Source organism: Flavobacterium notoginsengisoli (assembly GCF_014207905.1).
GTDB classification, from domain to species: domain Bacteria; phylum Bacteroidota; class Bacteroidia; order Flavobacteriales; family Flavobacteriaceae; genus Flavobacterium; species Flavobacterium notoginsengisoli_A.
This window is the reverse complement of the sequence record NZ_JACHLB010000001.1, coordinates 740,935-758,384: the sequence shown is the minus strand read 5'-3', so window position 1 is coordinate 758,384 and position 17,450 is coordinate 740,935. Positions and strand designations below refer to the sequence as shown.

At 33.2% G+C, this 17,450-nt stretch carries 19 protein-coding genes; 12 read left to right on the top strand and 7 right to left on the bottom strand.

All coding sequences use genetic code 11. The annotated features are described in order from the left end of the window. Positions 1 to 41 precede the first annotated feature (41 nt). Positions 42 to 899, bottom strand: coding sequence for an MBL fold metallo-hydrolase (locus HNP35_RS03275; RefSeq protein ID WP_184158498.1), 858 nt, complete (start codon positions 897 to 899; stop codon positions 42 to 44). Positions 900 to 976: 77 nt separating this feature from the next. Beyond that, the gene (locus HNP35_RS03270; RefSeq protein WP_184158500.1) at positions 977 to 1,903 is read right to left on the bottom strand and encodes a hypothetical protein; all 927 of its coding nucleotides are present in this window, start codon (positions 1,901 to 1,903) and stop codon (positions 977 to 979) included. Positions 1,904 to 2,235: 332 nt separating this feature from the next. On the opposite strand from HNP35_RS03270, the gene HNP35_RS03265 reads away from it, so the two are divergent. The 6 genes from HNP35_RS03265 to sufD all read left to right on the top strand — a co-directional run bounded on the left by HNP35_RS03265 (position 2,236) and on the right by sufD (position 7,203). Continuing rightward, the gene (locus HNP35_RS03265) at positions 2,236 to 2,565 is read left to right on the top strand and encodes a HesB/IscA family protein (protein WP_012023267.1); all 330 of its coding nucleotides are present in this window, start codon (positions 2,236 to 2,238) and stop codon (positions 2,563 to 2,565) included. An 85-nt stretch (positions 2,566 to 2,650) separates the two neighbouring features. Next, complete coding sequence (gene sufB / locus HNP35_RS03260) at positions 2,651 to 4,099, top strand: Fe-S cluster assembly protein SufB (RefSeq protein WP_184158502.1); 1,449 nt, start codon at positions 2,651 to 2,653, stop codon at positions 4,097 to 4,099. Between the two features lie 7 nt (positions 4,100 to 4,106). Then, on the top strand, positions 4,107 to 4,595 hold the full coding sequence (locus HNP35_RS03255) for a flavodoxin family protein (protein ID WP_184158504.1): 489 nt from the start codon (positions 4,107 to 4,109) through the stop codon (positions 4,593 to 4,595). 11 nt (positions 4,596 to 4,606) lie between these two features. Further along, on the top strand, positions 4,607 to 5,353 hold the full coding sequence (gene sufC, locus HNP35_RS03250; protein ID WP_008466070.1) for a Fe-S cluster assembly ATPase SufC: 747 nt from the start codon (positions 4,607 to 4,609) through the stop codon (positions 5,351 to 5,353). Between the two features lie 47 nt (positions 5,354 to 5,400). Continuing rightward, complete coding sequence (locus HNP35_RS03245; protein WP_184158506.1) at positions 5,401 to 5,769, top strand: four helix bundle protein; 369 nt, start codon at positions 5,401 to 5,403, stop codon at positions 5,767 to 5,769. 117 nt (positions 5,770 to 5,886) lie between these two features. After that, entirely contained in the window at positions 5,887 to 7,203 is a 1,317-nt protein-coding gene (gene sufD, locus HNP35_RS03240) for a Fe-S cluster assembly protein SufD (RefSeq protein WP_184158508.1), read from the top strand. A gap of 106 nt (positions 7,204 to 7,309) precedes the next feature. On the opposite strand, the gene HNP35_RS03235 is transcribed toward sufD, so the two are convergent. Further along, positions 7,310 to 7,780, bottom strand: a complete 471-nt coding sequence (locus HNP35_RS03235) for a hypothetical protein (RefSeq protein ID WP_184158510.1) — start codon at positions 7,778 to 7,780, stop codon at positions 7,310 to 7,312. 3 nt (positions 7,781 to 7,783) lie between these two features. Beyond that, on the bottom strand, positions 7,784 to 9,133 hold the full coding sequence (locus HNP35_RS03230) for a serine hydrolase domain-containing protein (RefSeq protein WP_184158512.1): 1,350 nt from the start codon (positions 9,131 to 9,133) through the stop codon (positions 7,784 to 7,786). Between the two features lie 219 nt (positions 9,134 to 9,352). Between HNP35_RS03230 and HNP35_RS03225 the strand changes: the two genes are divergently transcribed. The 6 genes from HNP35_RS03225 to HNP35_RS03200 all read left to right on the top strand — a co-directional run bounded on the left by HNP35_RS03225 (position 9,353) and on the right by HNP35_RS03200 (position 13,521). After that, complete coding sequence (locus HNP35_RS03225) at positions 9,353 to 10,567, top strand: aminotransferase class V-fold PLP-dependent enzyme (RefSeq protein ID WP_184158514.1); 1,215 nt, start codon at positions 9,353 to 9,355, stop codon at positions 10,565 to 10,567. 11 nt (positions 10,568 to 10,578) lie between these two features. After that, positions 10,579 to 11,004, top strand: coding sequence for a hypothetical protein (locus HNP35_RS03220; RefSeq protein WP_184158516.1), 426 nt, complete (start codon positions 10,579 to 10,581; stop codon positions 11,002 to 11,004). 2 nt (positions 11,005 to 11,006) lie between these two features. Further along, entirely contained in the window at positions 11,007 to 11,432 is a 426-nt protein-coding gene (locus HNP35_RS03215) for a SufE family protein (RefSeq protein WP_184158518.1), read from the top strand. A gap of 93 nt (positions 11,433 to 11,525) precedes the next feature. Further along, entirely contained in the window at positions 11,526 to 11,849 is a 324-nt protein-coding gene (locus HNP35_RS03210) for an SUF system Fe-S cluster assembly protein (RefSeq protein ID WP_184158520.1), read from the top strand. A gap of 134 nt (positions 11,850 to 11,983) precedes the next feature. Beyond that, positions 11,984 to 12,493, top strand: a complete 510-nt coding sequence (locus HNP35_RS03205) for a DUF2480 family protein (RefSeq protein WP_184158522.1) — start codon at positions 11,984 to 11,986, stop codon at positions 12,491 to 12,493. Between the two features lie 77 nt (positions 12,494 to 12,570). Next, positions 12,571 to 13,521 carry a DUF3078 domain-containing protein gene (locus tag HNP35_RS03200; protein ID WP_184158524.1) on the top strand — a complete coding sequence of 317 codons (951 nt, stop codon included), beginning with the start codon at positions 12,571 to 12,573 and terminating at the stop codon, positions 13,519 to 13,521. A 170-nt stretch (positions 13,522 to 13,691) separates the two neighbouring features. Here the strand turns inward: HNP35_RS03200 and hflX are convergent, their stop codons facing one another. From hflX to HNP35_RS03185, 3 genes are all read right to left on the bottom strand, one after another. After that, on the bottom strand, positions 13,692 to 14,927 hold the full coding sequence (gene hflX / locus HNP35_RS03195; protein WP_184158525.1) for a GTPase HflX: 1,236 nt from the start codon (positions 14,925 to 14,927) through the stop codon (positions 13,692 to 13,694). Between the two features lie 160 nt (positions 14,928 to 15,087). Continuing rightward, positions 15,088 to 15,948, bottom strand: a complete 861-nt coding sequence (locus HNP35_RS03190; RefSeq protein ID WP_184158527.1) for a hypothetical protein — start codon at positions 15,946 to 15,948, stop codon at positions 15,088 to 15,090. Between the two features lie 136 nt (positions 15,949 to 16,084). Beyond that, the gene (locus HNP35_RS03185; protein ID WP_184158529.1) at positions 16,085 to 17,434 is read right to left on the bottom strand and encodes a DUF5689 domain-containing protein; all 1,350 of its coding nucleotides are present in this window, start codon (positions 17,432 to 17,434) and stop codon (positions 16,085 to 16,087) included. Positions 17,435 to 17,450 lie beyond the last annotated feature (16 nt).

The following is a 17,450-nucleotide window of genomic DNA, read 5'->3' as shown; positions in this document are numbered from 1 at the left end:
TCAATATTTGAAATGGGATTTTTTTATGTTTTGCTTTTCGTTTAAAAAATAGCTTCGCAAGTAAAAACGTCTTTTAAACGAACACCTTTTTCTGTATGTTCTACCGTTATAATTTGATTGTGTGCATCATGTTCTAAAAACAAATAATGATTATGATCTGCCGCAGCATTCAAAAATTTTGATTTTTCTGGCATTGTCAGTAGAGGTCGAGTATCGTAACCCATAACATAAGGCAACGGAATGTGTCCGGCTGTTGCCAATAAATCGGCACAAAAAACAATGGTTTTATCTTGGTATTTGATGTACGGAATCATTTGTTTTTCGGTATGGCCGTCAACGTAGAAAATATCAAAATTTAATTCTTTTGAAAAACCAAAATCAGTTTCTGGCCTTTCAATAAAATTCAATTGTCCGCTTTCTTGCATTGGTAATATATTTTCAGACAAAAAAGAAGCTTTTTCACGAGCATTCGGTTTTGTCGCCCATTCCCAATGATTTTCGTTTGTCCAGAATTTGGCATTTTTAAAAGCTGGTTCGTAACCCGTTTTAGCAGAATTCCATTGAACACTTCCACCGCAATGATCAAAATGAAGATGCGTCATAAAAACATCCGTAATATCATCACGGTTAAAACCATATTTTGCTAAGGATTTATCAATAGAATGAGAACCCCAAAGAGAATAATATCCAAAGAATTTTTCTGATTGTTTATCGCCCATTCCCGTGTCAATTAAAATGAGACGTTTTCCATCTTCAATTAATAAACATCTTGCGGCGATATCAATTAAATTATTAGCGTCTGCAGGATTTGTTTTGTTCCAAATAGTTTTAGGAACAACGCCAAACATAGCGCCTCCATCTAATTTGAAATTTCCAGATTCTATAGGGTAAAGTTTCATGAGAGTAGTTTTGTAAAAGAACAAAGCTAGGAAATCCCATCACTTTTTACTACAATTTTACCCTAAAAACTTTTGCTTTATTCTAATGTGATTGAAGTGCTTCCCATTATTTCCTGCTTGTCGAAATAATTCACAAAATAGGTGCCTTTCTTAAAATGATTTTCATTTGCATTTAAAATTCCGTACACATTTACAGATTTGCCCTGAAAATCTGATGCCACAATAAAACTATAAACCAAAGCCTTATTATTTCCAAATTCAATCAGTTTATCATCTCCTAAAACAGTATTTTTCTGATCTAATACTTGAATATAATATACTTTTTTTCCTGTTTTTGCTACAGCATTTCCGTTAATAGTAAAACTAATTTTAAGCTTATCCGCACTTTTAGATTTTGTGGTTTCCAGTTCTTTTCCAGAGCTTTTTTCGCGAAGTGCAACTACTTTAAAATTGCTTAAAGAAAGTTTAGAAGCATCTTTTAAAGTTGATTCCAACTTTTTTTGTTTAGAAACTAAAGTGTCATTTTCTGCTTTCTGCTGATACATGACAACATTCTGACTTTCTATTTCTGTTAAAAGATTCTTATTTTGAAATTTCAGCTTCTTAATTTCCTGCACTCTAGTATCTAAAGAGTTTTTCAAATCTAAAAGTTGATTTCTGTAGATTTTTATTTGAGCCGCCGTCGGATTTTGAGAAACTTTAATTAACTGCATTAAATTTTCGACATTTTTGCGTTCTAATTCCAGCTCTCTGGACATAGTGTTTTTTTCAAGAATAGCAACGTCGTAAGCTTCCTTTAAAGTATTTAAAGAATCTAAAATATTCATTTGCTCACTTAATTCCGGCTTGATAATAGGATTTGTTTTAGCGACAACTTCTTCTTTTGCCACTTTTTCTTCATTATCTGTTTCGCTGCTAAAAACCAATACTGTAGCACCTACTCCTAAAACAAAAATTAAAGCAACCATCGGTTTAAACCACTTTATTGTATTTTGTTTTTTCATAATTAGTCACAATTTTTCGCAAAAATACCAAATAATCATAGAGTTACATCAGTATAAATACTGGTTTTTTAACATTTAAAGTGTGTAATTATAAAAAAAAGTAAGAAAATAAATATTTTTAGTATTTATAGGGTCATTTTCGGGTCTGATTTTAGCAAAATAACTATTATCTATTTTAACATTTGTTATAATAATGTGAACCGTTATGGAAAAAGGTTTTTAAGTCGTATCTTTGCAGACAATTTCTATTTAACATTGAAAATTAGCGTTTTAAATCTGTACTAATTTCACTACAGAAGAAAAATGCTCATTAAATTAAACATCTAAGAACAATGATAAAAGTTTCAGATACTGCCAAAAAGAAAATCATCGACCTGATGACTGATGATGGTTTTGACGCTGCTAGCGACTACGTGAGAGTAGGTGTAAAAAGCGGTGGATGCTCTGGTTTGTCTTATGATTTAAAATTTGACAAAACCAAAGGAGAAGACGATAAAATATTCGTAGATAACGATATCCAAATTGCTGTTGAAAAAAAATCATTCCTTTATTTAGCCGGAACAATTTTAGAATTTTCTGGAGGATTAAACGGAAAAGGATTTGTTTTCAATAATCCGAATGCAAGCAGAACTTGTGGATGTGGAGAATCATTCTCTCTTTAGTCAAAAGCCGAAAGTCCTAAAGTCTTAAAACTGCTTTTTGACTTTCGACCTTTAGACTCCAAAACTTTAGACAATAAACAAAATAATGAGCAAATACACAGAAGACGATTTAAAAATCGAACTCGAAACTAAAGAATACGAATACGGATTTTATACTAATATAGAATCTGAAACATTCCCTGTGGGCTTAAACGAAGAAATCGTCCGCGCAATTTCTCTTAAAAAAGAAGAACCAGAGTGGATGACTGAGTGGCGTATCGAAGCTTTCCGCGCATGGAAAGAAATGATCGAACCAGAATGGGCAAATGTAAATTATGAAAAACCAGATTTTCAGGCTATTTCATATTATTCAGCTCCAAAACAAGTAGATCCTAATAAAACTTTGGATGATGTTGATCCGGAATTATTAGAAATGTACAAAAAGTTGGGAATCTCTGTAGACGAACAGAAAAAAATGAACAATATCGCTATGGATATTGTAGTCGATTCTGTTTCTGTAGCTACAACTTTCAAGAAAACATTGGCAGAAAAAGGAATTATTTTCTGCCCAATTTCTGAAGCTATTAAAGAGCATCCAGAATTAGTAAAAAAATATTTAGGAACTGTTGTACCTCAAAAAGACAACTTCTACGCAGCATTAAACTCAGCTGTTTTCTCTGACGGAAGTTTCTGTTATATTCCAAAAGGGGTTAAATGTCCGATGGAACTTTCAACTTATTTCAGAATCAACCAAGCGGGAACTGGACAATTCGAAAGAACTCTAGTTATTGCTGATGAAGGAAGCTACGTTTCTTACCTTGAAGGATGTACTGCTCCAAGCCGTGACGAAAATCAATTACACGCTGCTGTAGTTGAATTGATTGCACTTGATGATGCTGAAATTAAATATTCTACAGTTCAAAACTGGTTCCCTGGAAATAAAGAAGGAAAAGGTGGAGTTTACAACTTCGTTACAAAAAGAGGTTTATGCGAAACAAACGCTAAAATTTCTTGGACACAAGTTGAAACAGGTTCTGCTGTAACTTGGAAATACCCTTCTTGTGTATTAAAAGGAGACAATTCAGTAGGAGAATTTTATTCTATTGCTGTAACTAATAATTTCCAACAAGCAGATACTGGAACAAAAATGATCCATTTAGGAAAAAACACTAAATCGACTATTATTTCGAAAGGTATTTCGGCTGGAAAATCTCAAAATAGCTACCGTGGTTTAGTGCAGATTTCGCCAAGAGCAGAAAATGCAAGAAACTTTTCTCAATGTGATTCATTATTAATGGGTAACAATTGTGGGGCGCATACTTTCCCTTATATCGAAAGTAAAAATCCATCTGCAAAAATTGAGCACGAAGCAACTACAAGTAAAATTGGAGAAGATCAGGTTTTCTATTGCAACCAAAGAGGTATCCCGACTGAAAAAGCGATTGCCTTAATTGTAAACGGTTTCAGTAAAGATGTCTTGAACAAATTGCCAATGGAATTTGCTGTTGAAGCTCAAAAATTATTAGAGATTTCTTTAGAAGGTTCTGTAGGATAATTTGAAGATGGAAAACAAAAAAGTCATCATTTTAGGTTCTTCCCGAAAAAATGGAAACACAACAAAAATTGTAGATATCCTTTCAAAAGAACATAATATTGATGTCGTTAATTTAAGTGATTATAATATTTCGTATTATGATTACGAAAGCAAAAATATAGACGATGATTTTTTGCCTTTAATTAGAGGAATTATCGAAAAATATGACACCTTAATTTTTGCAACGCCCATTTATTGGTACAATATGAGCGGAATAATGAAAGTCTTTTTCGACAGGATTTCAGATTTGATCCGAATTGAAAAAGAAACTGGAAGAAAACTGAGAGGAAAGAAAATTGGTGTGATATCCAATTCACACGACAATGAAATTGAAGAGAGCTTTTACATTCCGTTTAAAAAAACCGCCGATTATTTAGGCATGGAATATTTAGGACACGCGCATTTTAATGCCAACATCCTAAACCAACAAACAAAAATAGAATTGACATTTATATAAAATAAAGAACAATGTTATCAATAAAAAACCTTCACGCCGCGATTGGTGATAAAGAAATCCTTAAGGGAATTAATATAGAAGTTAAAGCTGGAGAAGTTCACGCGATAATGGGACCAAACGGTTCTGGAAAAAGTACACTTTCTGCTGTTATTGCAGGAAACGAAAACTACGAAGTTACAGACGGAGAGGTAATTCTTGACGGAGAAGATCTTGCTGATTTAGCTCCAGAAGAAAGAGCACATAAAGGTGTTTTCCTTTCTTTTCAATATCCGGTAGAAATTCCTGGAGTTAGCGTTACTAACTTCATGAAAACGGCTATCAACGAAACTCGTAAAGCAAACGGACAGGAAGAAATGCCTGCTAACGAAATGCTGAAAGTAATTCGTGAGAAATCGGAATTATTAGAAATCGATCGTAAATTTTTATCTCGTTCTTTAAATGAAGGTTTTTCTGGAGGAGAGAAAAAAAGAAACGAGATTTTTCAAATGGCAATGTTAGAGCCAAAATTGGCTATCCTTGACGAAACCGATTCTGGTCTTGATATCGATGCTTTAAGAATCGTTGCAAATGGTGTAAACAAATTAAAAAGCGACAAAAACGCTATTATCGTGATCACGCACTACCAACGTTTATTAGATTATATCGTTCCTGATTTCGTTCACGTTCTTTACAACGGTCGTATAGTAAAATCTGGAGGAAAAGAATTGGCTTACGAATTAGAAGAAAAAGGATACGACTGGATCAAAGCAGAGAATTAGTCAGTCTGAAAGTCGAAAGTCAAAAGTCGTAAAGTCGAAAATACAATATGAGTAAATTCAAATCTTTTGAGGAAATAAATTCTTGGCAAAAATCTCGAATCTTCAATAAGAAAATATATTTGATTACTGAAAATTCTACTTTCAAAAAAGACTTTGATTTTGTTAGACAAATAAGACGTGCATCACTTTCTATATCATCAAATATAGCAGAAGGTTTTGAGAGAAATACAGATAAAGAATTTGTTTATTTTTTATATGTTGCCAAAGCCTCAGCAGGAGAAGTTAGATCTCAATTATATCTAGCTTTTGATTTAGAATATATTATAAAAGAAGAATTTGAAATGCTTTTAGAATCGATCACAGAGATTTCGAAACTATTAAGCGGTTTCATTAAATATTTGAGTCAAAAGTCATAAAGTCGAAAGTTGTAAAGTCTTTTTAGACTCAGCTTAATTTATGATTTTTTCACAAAAATAGTCGACAATCTAAAGTCTTTCGACTTTCGACTTTCGACTTTAAGACTAAAAAGAACAATGGATTTAAAAGAAAAATTAGTATCGTCTTTTATGGCTTTTGAAGAGCGTGTCGATGTACATTCAGATTTACATGACATACGCACAAATGCTTTAAAAAACTTCGAAAATAAAGGTTTCCCAACCAAAAAAGAAGAAGCTTGGAAATACACATCGCTAAACGCCATCCTAAAAAATGACTTTACGGTTTTTCCAAAGCAGGAAAATGCAATCGAATTCAATCAGGTAAAAAAATACTTTTTACACGAAATTGATACATACAAATTAGTATTTATTGACGGGGTTTTCAGTTCGCATTTGTCTTCTACAACTCACGACGGAATTGACGTTTGTTTAATGTCTTCGGCATTAACAAAACCAAAATACAAAATGGTTATTGATACGTACTTCAATCAAATTGCTAGTAAAGATGATAGCTTGACTTCATTGAATACTGCTTTTGCAATTGAAGGTGCTTTTATCAATATTCCGAAGAAAAAAGTGGCTGACAAACCAATTGAGATTATGTATTTCTCAACTGGAAATGAAGCAGCTTTAATGGTTCAACCAAGAAACTTGGTTATTGTGGGTGAAAATTCACATGTTCAAATTATTGAGCGTCACCAAAGTTTGAATGAAAATCCGGTTTTAACAAACTCTGTTACAGAGATTTTTGCTCAAAAACGTGCGATTGTTGATTATTACAAAATTCAAAACGATAACAGCGAAGCGAATTTAATAGACAATACTTACGTTTCTCAACAGCAAGAAAGCCACGCTTCTGTTCATACTTTCTCATTTGGAGGAAATTTAACTCGTAACAACTTAAACTTTTACCATTTCGGAGAAAGATTAACAAGTACGCTTAACGGAATTTCTATCTTGAATGACAAACAACACGTTGATCATTATACTTTAGTAAACCACGCACAGCCAAACTGCGAAAGCTTCCAAGATTATAAAGGAATCTTCTCTGATCGTTCGACTGGAGTTTTCAACGGAAAAGTTTTAGTAGAAAAAGAAGCTCAAAAAACAAATGCTTTCCAAAAAAGCAACAACATTTTATTGAGTGATAAAGCGACAATCAACGCAAAACCTCAATTAGAGATTTTTGCTGATGACGTAAAATGTTCTCACGGATGCACTGTTGGACAGCTTGACGAAACAGCAATGTTCTACATGCAGTCACGCGGAATCCCGAAAAAAGAAGCTAAAGCTTTATTGATGTACGCATTCTCAAATGCCGTTATCGAAAGCATCAAAATACCAGAATTAAAACAAAGAATTACTAAAATTATTGCCATGAAATTGGGCGTGAATTTAGGATTTGATTTGTAGTCAGGTTTTACCGCAAAGACACAAAGGTTACGCAAAGTTCGCAAAGGTTTATTACAAAACTTTGCGAACTTTGCGCTTTTTACTTTGCGCCTTTGCGGTTAATTTTCTATAAAATTTCGGCAGTACCAATTAAATTAGGACCTTCATGAATCCACCAGACTTGTCCTTTATTAAGATATTTTTCAATTGGTTGATTAAGTAGAAATCTGACTGTAACTATTTTTTCTTCGCCCGGTTCAATAGTCGATTGATTTTCAAAAATAATATCTCCCATAAAGGCTTGATTTACTTTTCCATCATTTCCATACTCAAAAATATGATCAGGTCTATAACCGCTAGCAATACCAAGTTTCCTTCCTCCTTCATTAGTTCCTTTAAGTTTAATCTTCGCTTTTACTGAAAACAATTCATTTGAATTCTCATATTGCAAATCTTTATAACTCATCAAGGTATATTTGTCATAAGCCATAACATCAATTATTATAGAATTTCCAGAACTTAGCCAACGCTTAAATATCAAAACTCCATTCATATATAAATAAAGCTCATCATTTTCTATTCTTTTTAAAATTGCCATTTACTATTTCTTCACACTCTCAATAATCCCCTTCAAAAACCCATTAAAATCAAATCCAGGTTCTTCTTCTCTCACTCCCATTCTCACAATTACCATGTCTTTAGACGGAATAATCGCCACCATTTGACCTTGGTAACCACTGCAGTAAAACATATCACGAGGAACATCTGGGAATTTTCCGCCTGCGTTTAGCCAGAATTGTGCTCCGTATTTTCCTTCTGAAGTATTCGTAGGCGTTGAAGTATATTTTACCCAGCTTTCGTCAAGGATTTGTTCGCCGTTCCAGTTTCCTTTATGAAGGTATAATAATCCGAATTTTGACCAGTCGCGCGGCGTCGCCCATCCGTAAGATGAACCCACAAAAGTTCCCGACATATCTTGCTCGACAATCATCGAGTTCATTCCGATTTTGTCGATTACAGCGCTGTACCAAAAATCAAGATATTCTTGCTGTGTTTTGAATTGTCTTCTTAAAATAAGAGACAAAAGATTCGTAGTTCCTGACGAATAATTCCAATGTGTGTTAGGCTTGAACTGAGCTGGTTTATCCAATTGTACTTTTCCCATATCTTCTGCCTGAAAAAGCATTTTTGTTGCGTCGCAGATTGTGCTGTAATTCTCTTCCCATTCTAAACCCGAATTCATATGAAGAAGATCATTAAGTGTAATAATTTTACGTTCATCATTCTGCCATTCTGCAACTGGAGCAGGTTTATAAATATCGATTTTTCCTTGTTTCGCCAAGACTCCAAAAGCAGAACTGGTAATACTTTTTGTCATTGACCAACCCAAAATTTTACTGTCTTTGTTGAAACCTGTATCGTATTTTTCTCCAATCAATTTGTCTTTATACAAAACCACAACAGCGCGCGTGCGTTTTGCTTTTCCACCGTTTTTATCAAAAGAATCGTCGATTGCTTTCTTCAATTTTGAGTAATCCACATTCGCGAAAGCGGTATCTTTTGGTTCATTATTTCCGTATGGAAAAGGAAGATTATTAACCAATTTTGTTCTTTTTGGAAGCAAATACGGTTTTGAAATATCATAATCATCATTAATCAATAAAGCTCCCAAACCTTCTCTGTAAATCGCTTTTCTTTCTTTTAGTCCATAAACTGCCGATGTTGCCAATTTCCCTGCGTCATTAATTGTATTAGTTGCAAGATCTAACAAAGGAATATCATTGTCTGTTTTCTGAATTAAATCAAGCGAACGATGATCCATAAAATGTCCTGAGGCAACACTTTTAGCAGAAAAACCGGAAATCAAATCCAATTTCGGATAAGTCGTAAACCCGAAATACAAAAAAGCAAGAACCAAAACAAGAGCAAGTACTTTGAGAATTTTTTTCATGATGATATGTTATTTTTCCTGCAATATAAATAATTTATGTTCACGATATTCGAACTCAAATCATAAATACAATTCGGATAATGCAGAAAACTGATTTGTTTTTTAGAGAATCAGCATTTACAGTCGCTGACAATCGCACCATAAAAGGAAATTATAGAATTACTGTATAAACAAATTTAGTTTTAGTACTTTTGTAGATAGATTTTTTCTAAATAAGACATGCTAGATATTCAAAAAATAAGAGCTGATTTCCCGATACTTTCACAAACTGTAAACGGAAAGCCATTAGTATATTTCGACAACGGAGCTACTTCGCAAAAACCACAAATTGTGATCGATGCTGAAGTAAAATATTATCACGAAATCAACGCCAATATCCATCGTGGCGTTCATACTTTAAGCCAGTTAGCTACTGACGCTTATGAGATTTCTCGCGGAAAAGTAAAAGACCATATTAACGCAAAACATGCTCATGAAGTACTTTTTACTTCAGGAACAACGCACGGAATTAACTTAGTTGCAAACGGTTTTGCATCAATATTAAAAACTGGTGACGAAGTTGTGGTTTCTTCATTAGAACACCACAGCAACATTGTGCCTTGGCAGATGTTATGTGAAAAAACTGGAGCTGTTTTGAGAGTAATTCCAATTGATGAAAATGGAGAATTAATAATTTCAGAATTTGATGCTTTACTTTCTGAAAAAACGAAAATTGTTACCGTAAATCATATTTCGAATGCGTTGGGTGTAATCAATCCAATCAAATATATTATTGACAAAGCGCACGCTGTTGGCGCTGCAGTTTTAATTGACGGTGCTCAGGCTGTTCCACATTTGAAACCAGATGTTCAAGAATTAGATTGTGATTTTTATGCTTTTTCAGGACATAAAATGTGCGGTCCAACAGGAACTGGAATTCTTTACGGAAAAGAAGAATGGCTGAACAAACTTCCTCCTTATCAAGGTGGTGGCGAAATGATTAAAGAAGTTACTTTCGAGAAAACAACTTACGCAGATTTACCTCATAAATTTGAAGCTGGAACGCCAAATATTGCTGGTGGAATTGTTTTAGGAACTGCAATTGATTATTTAAATGAAATTGGTTTTGATAAAATTCAGGAATACGAAAATGAATTGTTGGAACATGCAACAAAACGTCTTAACGAAATTGAAGGCATTAGAATTTACGGAAACACTAAAAATAAAGCTTCTGTAGTTTCGTTTAATATTGATGGAATTCATCCGTATGATGTTGGTTCTATTATAGATAAACTAGGAATTGCTGTTAGAACTGGGCATCATTGCGCACAGCCTATCATGAACTTCTTCTGTATTCCAGGAACCATTCGAGCTTCTTTTTCTTTTTATAATACAAAAGAAGAAATCGATGCAATGGTTGATGCTGTTAAGAAGGCACAAACTATGTTAAGCTAAAAATCTATTGTATGAGAATATTGTCTTTATTGCTTTTAACAGTCTTTATTGCAACTGGATGCTGTAGTCAGAAAAAAATAGATATGGCTTCGACTCAAATTGAATATTCTGCCATGTCCAGAGGTTATTACAAAACTATAGTTGCACAAAACAAAACTGTTTTGATTACTAAACAACGTAATGCAGAGCCTGAAAAAATCACTATTGATGATGCGAAATGGAATGAGATTATTACTGCATATTCAAAAGTAAATTTAGACAATCTTTCTTCTCTAAAAGCTCCAACTAATAAACGTACTTACGATGGCGCCGCGATAGGAAATTTAAAAATAACTAAAGATGGAAAAATCTACGAAACTCCAGGTTTTGACAATGGTTTTCCTCCAAAAGAAATCGAAAAACTAGTAAATTTATTAGTTGATTTTGCTAAAGAATAATTATGACTATAAAAGAAATACAAGACGAAATAATAGATGAATTTTCAATGTTCGACGACTGGATGCAGCGTTATGAATACATCATCGAACTAGGAAAAAGTCTTCCGTTAATTAAAGAAGAATACAAAGTAGACGAAAATCTAATTAAAGGATGCCAGTCGAAAGTTTGGTTGCAAGGCGAGCAAAACGACGATAAAATTGTTTTCACCGCAGATAGTGATGCGATTTTGACAAAAGGAATTATTGCGATTTTAATTCGCGCTTTTTCTAATCAGAAAGCATCTGACATTATAAATGCAAATACTGATTTTATAGACGAAATCGGTTTAAAAGAACATTTATCAGCAACACGTGCAAACGGTTTGGTATCAATGATCAAAAACATCAAAATGTACGCTTTGGCTTTTGATGCTAAGAATAAAAACTAAGTTTTTTCGCCACGAATTTCACAAATTTCCCGAATTAAAAATTAGTGTGAATTTGTGAAATTCGTGGCAAAAGAAAAAAAACAAATACACAAAATGGAACAAGAAATAGACACAAACGAATTAGGAGAATCTATCGTAAGAATCTTAAAAGGAATTTACGATCCTGAGATTCCTGTAGATATTTATGAATTAGGATTAATTTACGACGTAATGGTAAATACAGATTACGAAGTAAAAATCCTTATGACACTTACTTCGCCAAACTGCCCAGTTGCAGAAAGCTTACCAAGAGAAGTAGAAGAAAAAGTAAAAACAATCGAATACGTAAAAGATGTAGAGGTTGAAATTACCTTCGATCCGCCTTGGAGTAAAGATTTAATGAGCGAAGAAGCTAAGTTAGAATTAGGAATGCTTTAATAAAGTGTTCAGTTTTCAGTCACAGTTTTCAGTAATTAACTGTGACTAAAAAACACTTTAGAAACGTATACAGTTTTCAGTCTCAATCACAGTGATCAACTGCGACTGAGACTGCGACTGAAAACTCAAAAGAAATGGAAGAAATCATCAATAAAGTTGCCAATAGTGCTTTAGAAGTTTTTGATTTAGAGGATTATTATCCAAAAGGAATGCGTGTGCAGATTGATATTTCTCAATGGCTTTTGGAAGGTTTTCTTTTGAAAGAAAAAGACTTTAGAGAGCATCTTAAAAATCATGATTGGTCGCAATATCAAGACCAATATGTGGCGGTACATTGCAGTACAGACGCTATTATTCCTGCTTGGGCATTAATTTTAGTGAGTGTTCATTTAGCCCCTTTTGCAAAAAAAGTGGTTAATGGAACAATAGAAGATTTAGACGGAAGTTTGTACGAAGAAATTTTGAGCAAAATAGATTATTCTGTTTATCAAAGTAAGCCTGTAATTGTAAAAGGCTGTTCAAGAAAACCTGTCCCAATGCGCGCTTATATATTAGCGACAAACTATTTGCAGCCCTTTGCAAGAAGTATTATGTATGGAGAAGCGTGTTCGGCGGTACCTTTATACAAAGAATCTAAGAAATAACCTGCATTAACAGGCATTCAACCTTTATCTTTCGATTGGTTTTTAGTATATTTGATTACACACTTAAACTAGATACCATGAGAAAGATCTTTTTATTACTCTTCGTTTTAGCAAATCTTACTTTTGTTCAAGCCCAAAACACAGAAAAAGAATTAGCTCAAAATACCGAAAAAGCCGTAAAAAAACTCAATGATACCATTGAAAAAGAAGGCTGGAAAGCAAAAGGAACTGTATCGCTTTTACTAAACCAATCAAGTTTTAACAACTGGATTGCTGGTGGTGAAGACAGTTTCTCAGGAACACTCGGAATCAATTATGATTTTAATTACAAAAAAGACGATGTAACTTGGGACAATAAAGTCTTGGCTTCTTACGGTATATTACAAACCAAAAATACCGATTTTAGCAAAAAAACCGACGATAGATTAGAATTCAACTCTATTCTTGGTAAAAGGGCTTTTGGCGAATGGTATTACTCTTTCTTTCTAAATTTCAGAACCCAATTTACAACGGGTTACATTTATGGGCAAGATGCCAACGGAAAAGAAATTAGAACAGAACAAACCAAGTTTATGTCACCTGGTTATCTTACAGCTGGTCCTGGTATTTACTGGTCTAAAGACGAAAATTTAAAAATTAACTTTGCTCCTTTAACATCAAAATTCACTTTTGTAGACAATGCCTACACAAGTGGAATTGATAGATTTACAGGTCTGCCTTATGTAGATGGTGATTATTTTGGAGTTGACGAAGGCAAAACCATGCGTTATGAGCTAGGTTTCTATGCATCTGTTTATTACAAATTGGCCATTATGACCAATGTAACGGCAGAAAATACGCTAAACTTATATTCTAATTATTTAGAAGATCCTCAAAATGTAGACATTAATTATTCGTTAAACATTATAATGAAAATCAACAAATTTCTGTCGGCGAATCTTGCTTTCCAAGCGATTTATGACGATAATGCTTTTGAAGGTCTTCAAACCAGAGAAGTATTTGGTTTAGGAGTTAATTTTGGATTTTAATTTGCCTCTCTAAAACGCTTAAATTTCTAACGCAAAGGGCGCTAAGATTTTATTAGTTAGTTTTTGTATAAAAAAAGTTCGCAAAGATATATAGATTTAGCTTTGCGAACTTAGTATTTTAATAAGAGCTTATTATATAAAATCTTAGCGCCCTTTGCGTTAAAATTAATTTATTCCTGCTCTTCTTCTTTTTCAATTGCATCTTTATAATCAGGATACAAGAATTTATTATAAGGAAAACGCGTTATATGAATTTGTCGAACTGCTTCATAAACTCTTTCTCTAAATTCTTCAAAATTTTCTTTTTGTCTTGCCGAAATAAACAATGCTTTATCTTCTCCAACATTACTCATCCAAGTTTGTTTCCATTCGTCAAGAGTATAATGTTTACGAGTTCTTTCTGTAATTAGATCGTCTTCGTCTATGGTAAGATGCTTGTAAGTATCGATTTTATTGAAAACCATGATGGTTGGTTTGTCATTGCTTTTAATTTCTTGCAAAATCTTATTAACCGATTCAATATGATCTTCAAAATCAGGATGCGAAATATCTACAACGTGCAAAAGTAAATCTGCTTCACGAACCTCATCTAATGTACTTTTAAAAGAATCTACCAATTGCGTTGGCAATTTTCTAATAAAACCTACTGTGTCTGAAAGTAAAAATGGAAGGTTTTTGATCACTACTTTTCTAACTGTCGTATCTAAAGTTGCAAACAATTTATTCTCAACAAAAACGTCACTTTTTCCGATTGCATTCATCAGAGTCGATTTTCCAACATTGGTATAACCAACAAGTGCGACACGAACCATTGCGCCACGGTTACTTCTCTGAATACCCATCTGTTTGTCGATAGTTTTGATTTTCTCTTTCAATAACGAAATTCTGTCACGAACGATACGTCTATCTGTCTCAATCTCTGTCTCTCCAGGTCCACGCATACCAATTCCCCCTTTTTGGCGTTCAAGGTGCGTCCATAAACCAGAAAGTCTTGGCAACAAATATTGGCACTGCGCCAATTCTACCTGTGTTCTTGCGTATGAAGTTTCAGCTCTCTGCGCAAAAATATCTAGAATCAAATTGGTTCTGTCTAGAATTTTACAGTCTATGATTCTTGAAATATTTTTTTGCTGTGAAGGCGTTAATTCATCATCAAAAATTACAGTCGATATTTTGTTCTCTTTTACAAAAAGATTGATGTCGTCAATTTTTCCCGTACCTACAAAAGTCTTCGGATTTGGGCGTTCCATTTTCTGCGAAAAGCGTTTTATCACCTCACCGCCTGCGGTAAATGTCAAAAACTCCAATTCGTCTAAATATTCATTTAGCTTTTCTTCACTTTGACTTTGAGTAACGATTCCAACAATTACCGTTCTCTCAAAATTTATAACTTCTTTTTCTAACATATTCTTGAATAAGGTGCAAATTTAATCATTTGTCAGCTACAATCAATTACACAATTTGGTTTTTAAATTTATATCCAAATGATTATCATAAAAAAGATGGAACTCCATCAAGATTTACCTCGACAAAATTCCACCTCTGAATGGTATTATTTAAAAAACTTTATTCGTAAATAAATGTTTTCTCTGTTTTTACAATTCCGTTTTCCTCAATTTGTGAGCAAGAAATTGGAAAATTCAATTTGTTGTATTTGTATTTTCTGCTTACTGCAACTAGAGCTGTAGAAGAAGGGCTAAAATTCATTTCATTATTATAAGAAATAGATTCAAAAGCAAATTCATCTTCATGATAAGAAATCATGGGTACAATAACCTTATAATTATCTCCAAACAGACTTTGAACAATCAATTGATCTACTGATTTTTTGTCATCATAAGTATATGTTTTAGAGATTTTGTCACCAACCAAACCTTTATGTTTAGACACATTATCGTTTACATAAACATATTCTAACTTCCCAATAATTGCTTTATTTCTGTCGCGTGAAGTTCTTCTAACGATTAAGCCATTTTCAACAAGGTATTCAATATCATCAACTAAATTCTGGTGATTGGTGCTCTTTTTCGTTGTTACTTTTACTCTAGCGCCTTCATAAAAAAATGAAACCGTTTTTGTGATATAATTTGGTCCTTCCTGATATTTTTTTACAAACTTAGTAATGTTGTTGTCAGCGTTATAAGTATAGTTTACCACTTCTTTCCAGTCGCTTCCTACTTTATCTTTGACGGTCATATCCAGCAAACCGCTTTTATTGTAAAAGAAATGTTGTACAACGTCTGAAGTTGTTACTGTTTGAAGTTTACCATCTTTAAATGCAAACGTTTTATTTACAATTTCGCCGTCTTTAGAGTTTTGGTAATTTGTCTTTACAACGTTGATTTGTTTTAATCGTACAGGAGCGTCCTGACTGTGTATTACGCATGGAAAAACCATCATTAAGATGGCAAGAAAGTAGGTTTTCATGTGATATTTGTATTGATTTGGGATGACCAAAATACAAAATTCCATTAAATTTTAGGAATTTGAAGTACAAAAACTACAAACTTTTCAATAAAACTCTAAAAACCAATTTATTATTTATTAATTCCCAAATCGTATTTTATTTTTCTCCAAATATCTTAATATCATCTACCATAAAAGCGCCGTTGAGTGTTTTGTCTTTTCCAGAACCAATATATTTAAAAGCGATATTAATATTTCCCGAATAAGCAGAAAGATCAATTCCTCCTGAGCTTATAAAAGTTTTCGCCGGTGTTTCTAAGGAAGGAATTTTGGCTTCCAATTTTGTCCATTTTGCTTTGGTGACACTAGAACCATCAAAATTGTTTGAAACGTAAACTTCTAAAGTGTTTAATGGTGAATCCAGTTTTAAATCGTGTTGCGCACTTCTAAAAGAAAGTACTGCATTTTTATATCCTGCCAAATTAATTTTTGGAGAAACTAGCCATGCAACATTTTCGGCCGCGGTCGTGCTGGTTGTATTGAATTCTGCATAACCATTGCCAGAATATACCATGCTTTTCCAGAGCTTACTTGCTTTTTCAACAATATTGCTCCAGCCTGGAAGAACGAAATTCACATTGTTTTTAACCGATTGAAAATCTTCAGAAAAAAATGGCGTATTTCTTTTTCCATTCATTTCAATATCTTTTTCCGAACGAACCATAAACTGATAATCTGTACCGTATTTAGTCAAAATACCTCTTACTTTTCCGCTTCCTTCAGGCACTAAATGATCTGCAAATTTTGCGTAAGCACTGGTTCTAAATATAATTTGATTTCCTGTTCTATCTCTTAAATTCCAATTTGTTGAGCCTCCGACATTATTAGATTCTTCAAAATAATGTCGCCCCAAAGCAACTTCTGTAAACTCAACATCATTTAATTCGATCAATGTATTAAGTTTAGAATCAGAAAGAGCTTCTTCAATAGAAAGTGACTCAACCAATCGATTTTCATCCAAAATTGTGCATGAAACATTCAGAACATTTCTAAACTCATTTTGAGAAACTCTTCCAATTGTAGGATCTCCTGCATTACTTACATATAAGCTTCCTATTCTTAATCCTCCAAAATACAAATCGGTAAATTGATTTTTTAATTTCACATAAACCTTATTGCCAATTCTATAATCGATATAAGTGTTAGAAACATCAACTGGGACATTAAAGCCAATTGAAGGACTGTTGTCTGAAGATTTTGTCTGCAAATAAATACTTTTGAAAAAATTGCCTTCTTCATCGCTTGAAACTACATAGGCTTCAATAACATCATCGTATACATATTGTTTGGCTGTTGCGGCAGAAAGTTCATAGACTTTTTCGACCGATTGATTTGCTATAAAGTCGGGTTGTGTACAAACTAGTTTTGGTGTTTCAATTTCATTATTACACCCGAAAATAAATAATAATGGTAGTGAATAAATTACATTTAAAAGAATCTTTTTCATAACAATACATCTTAAT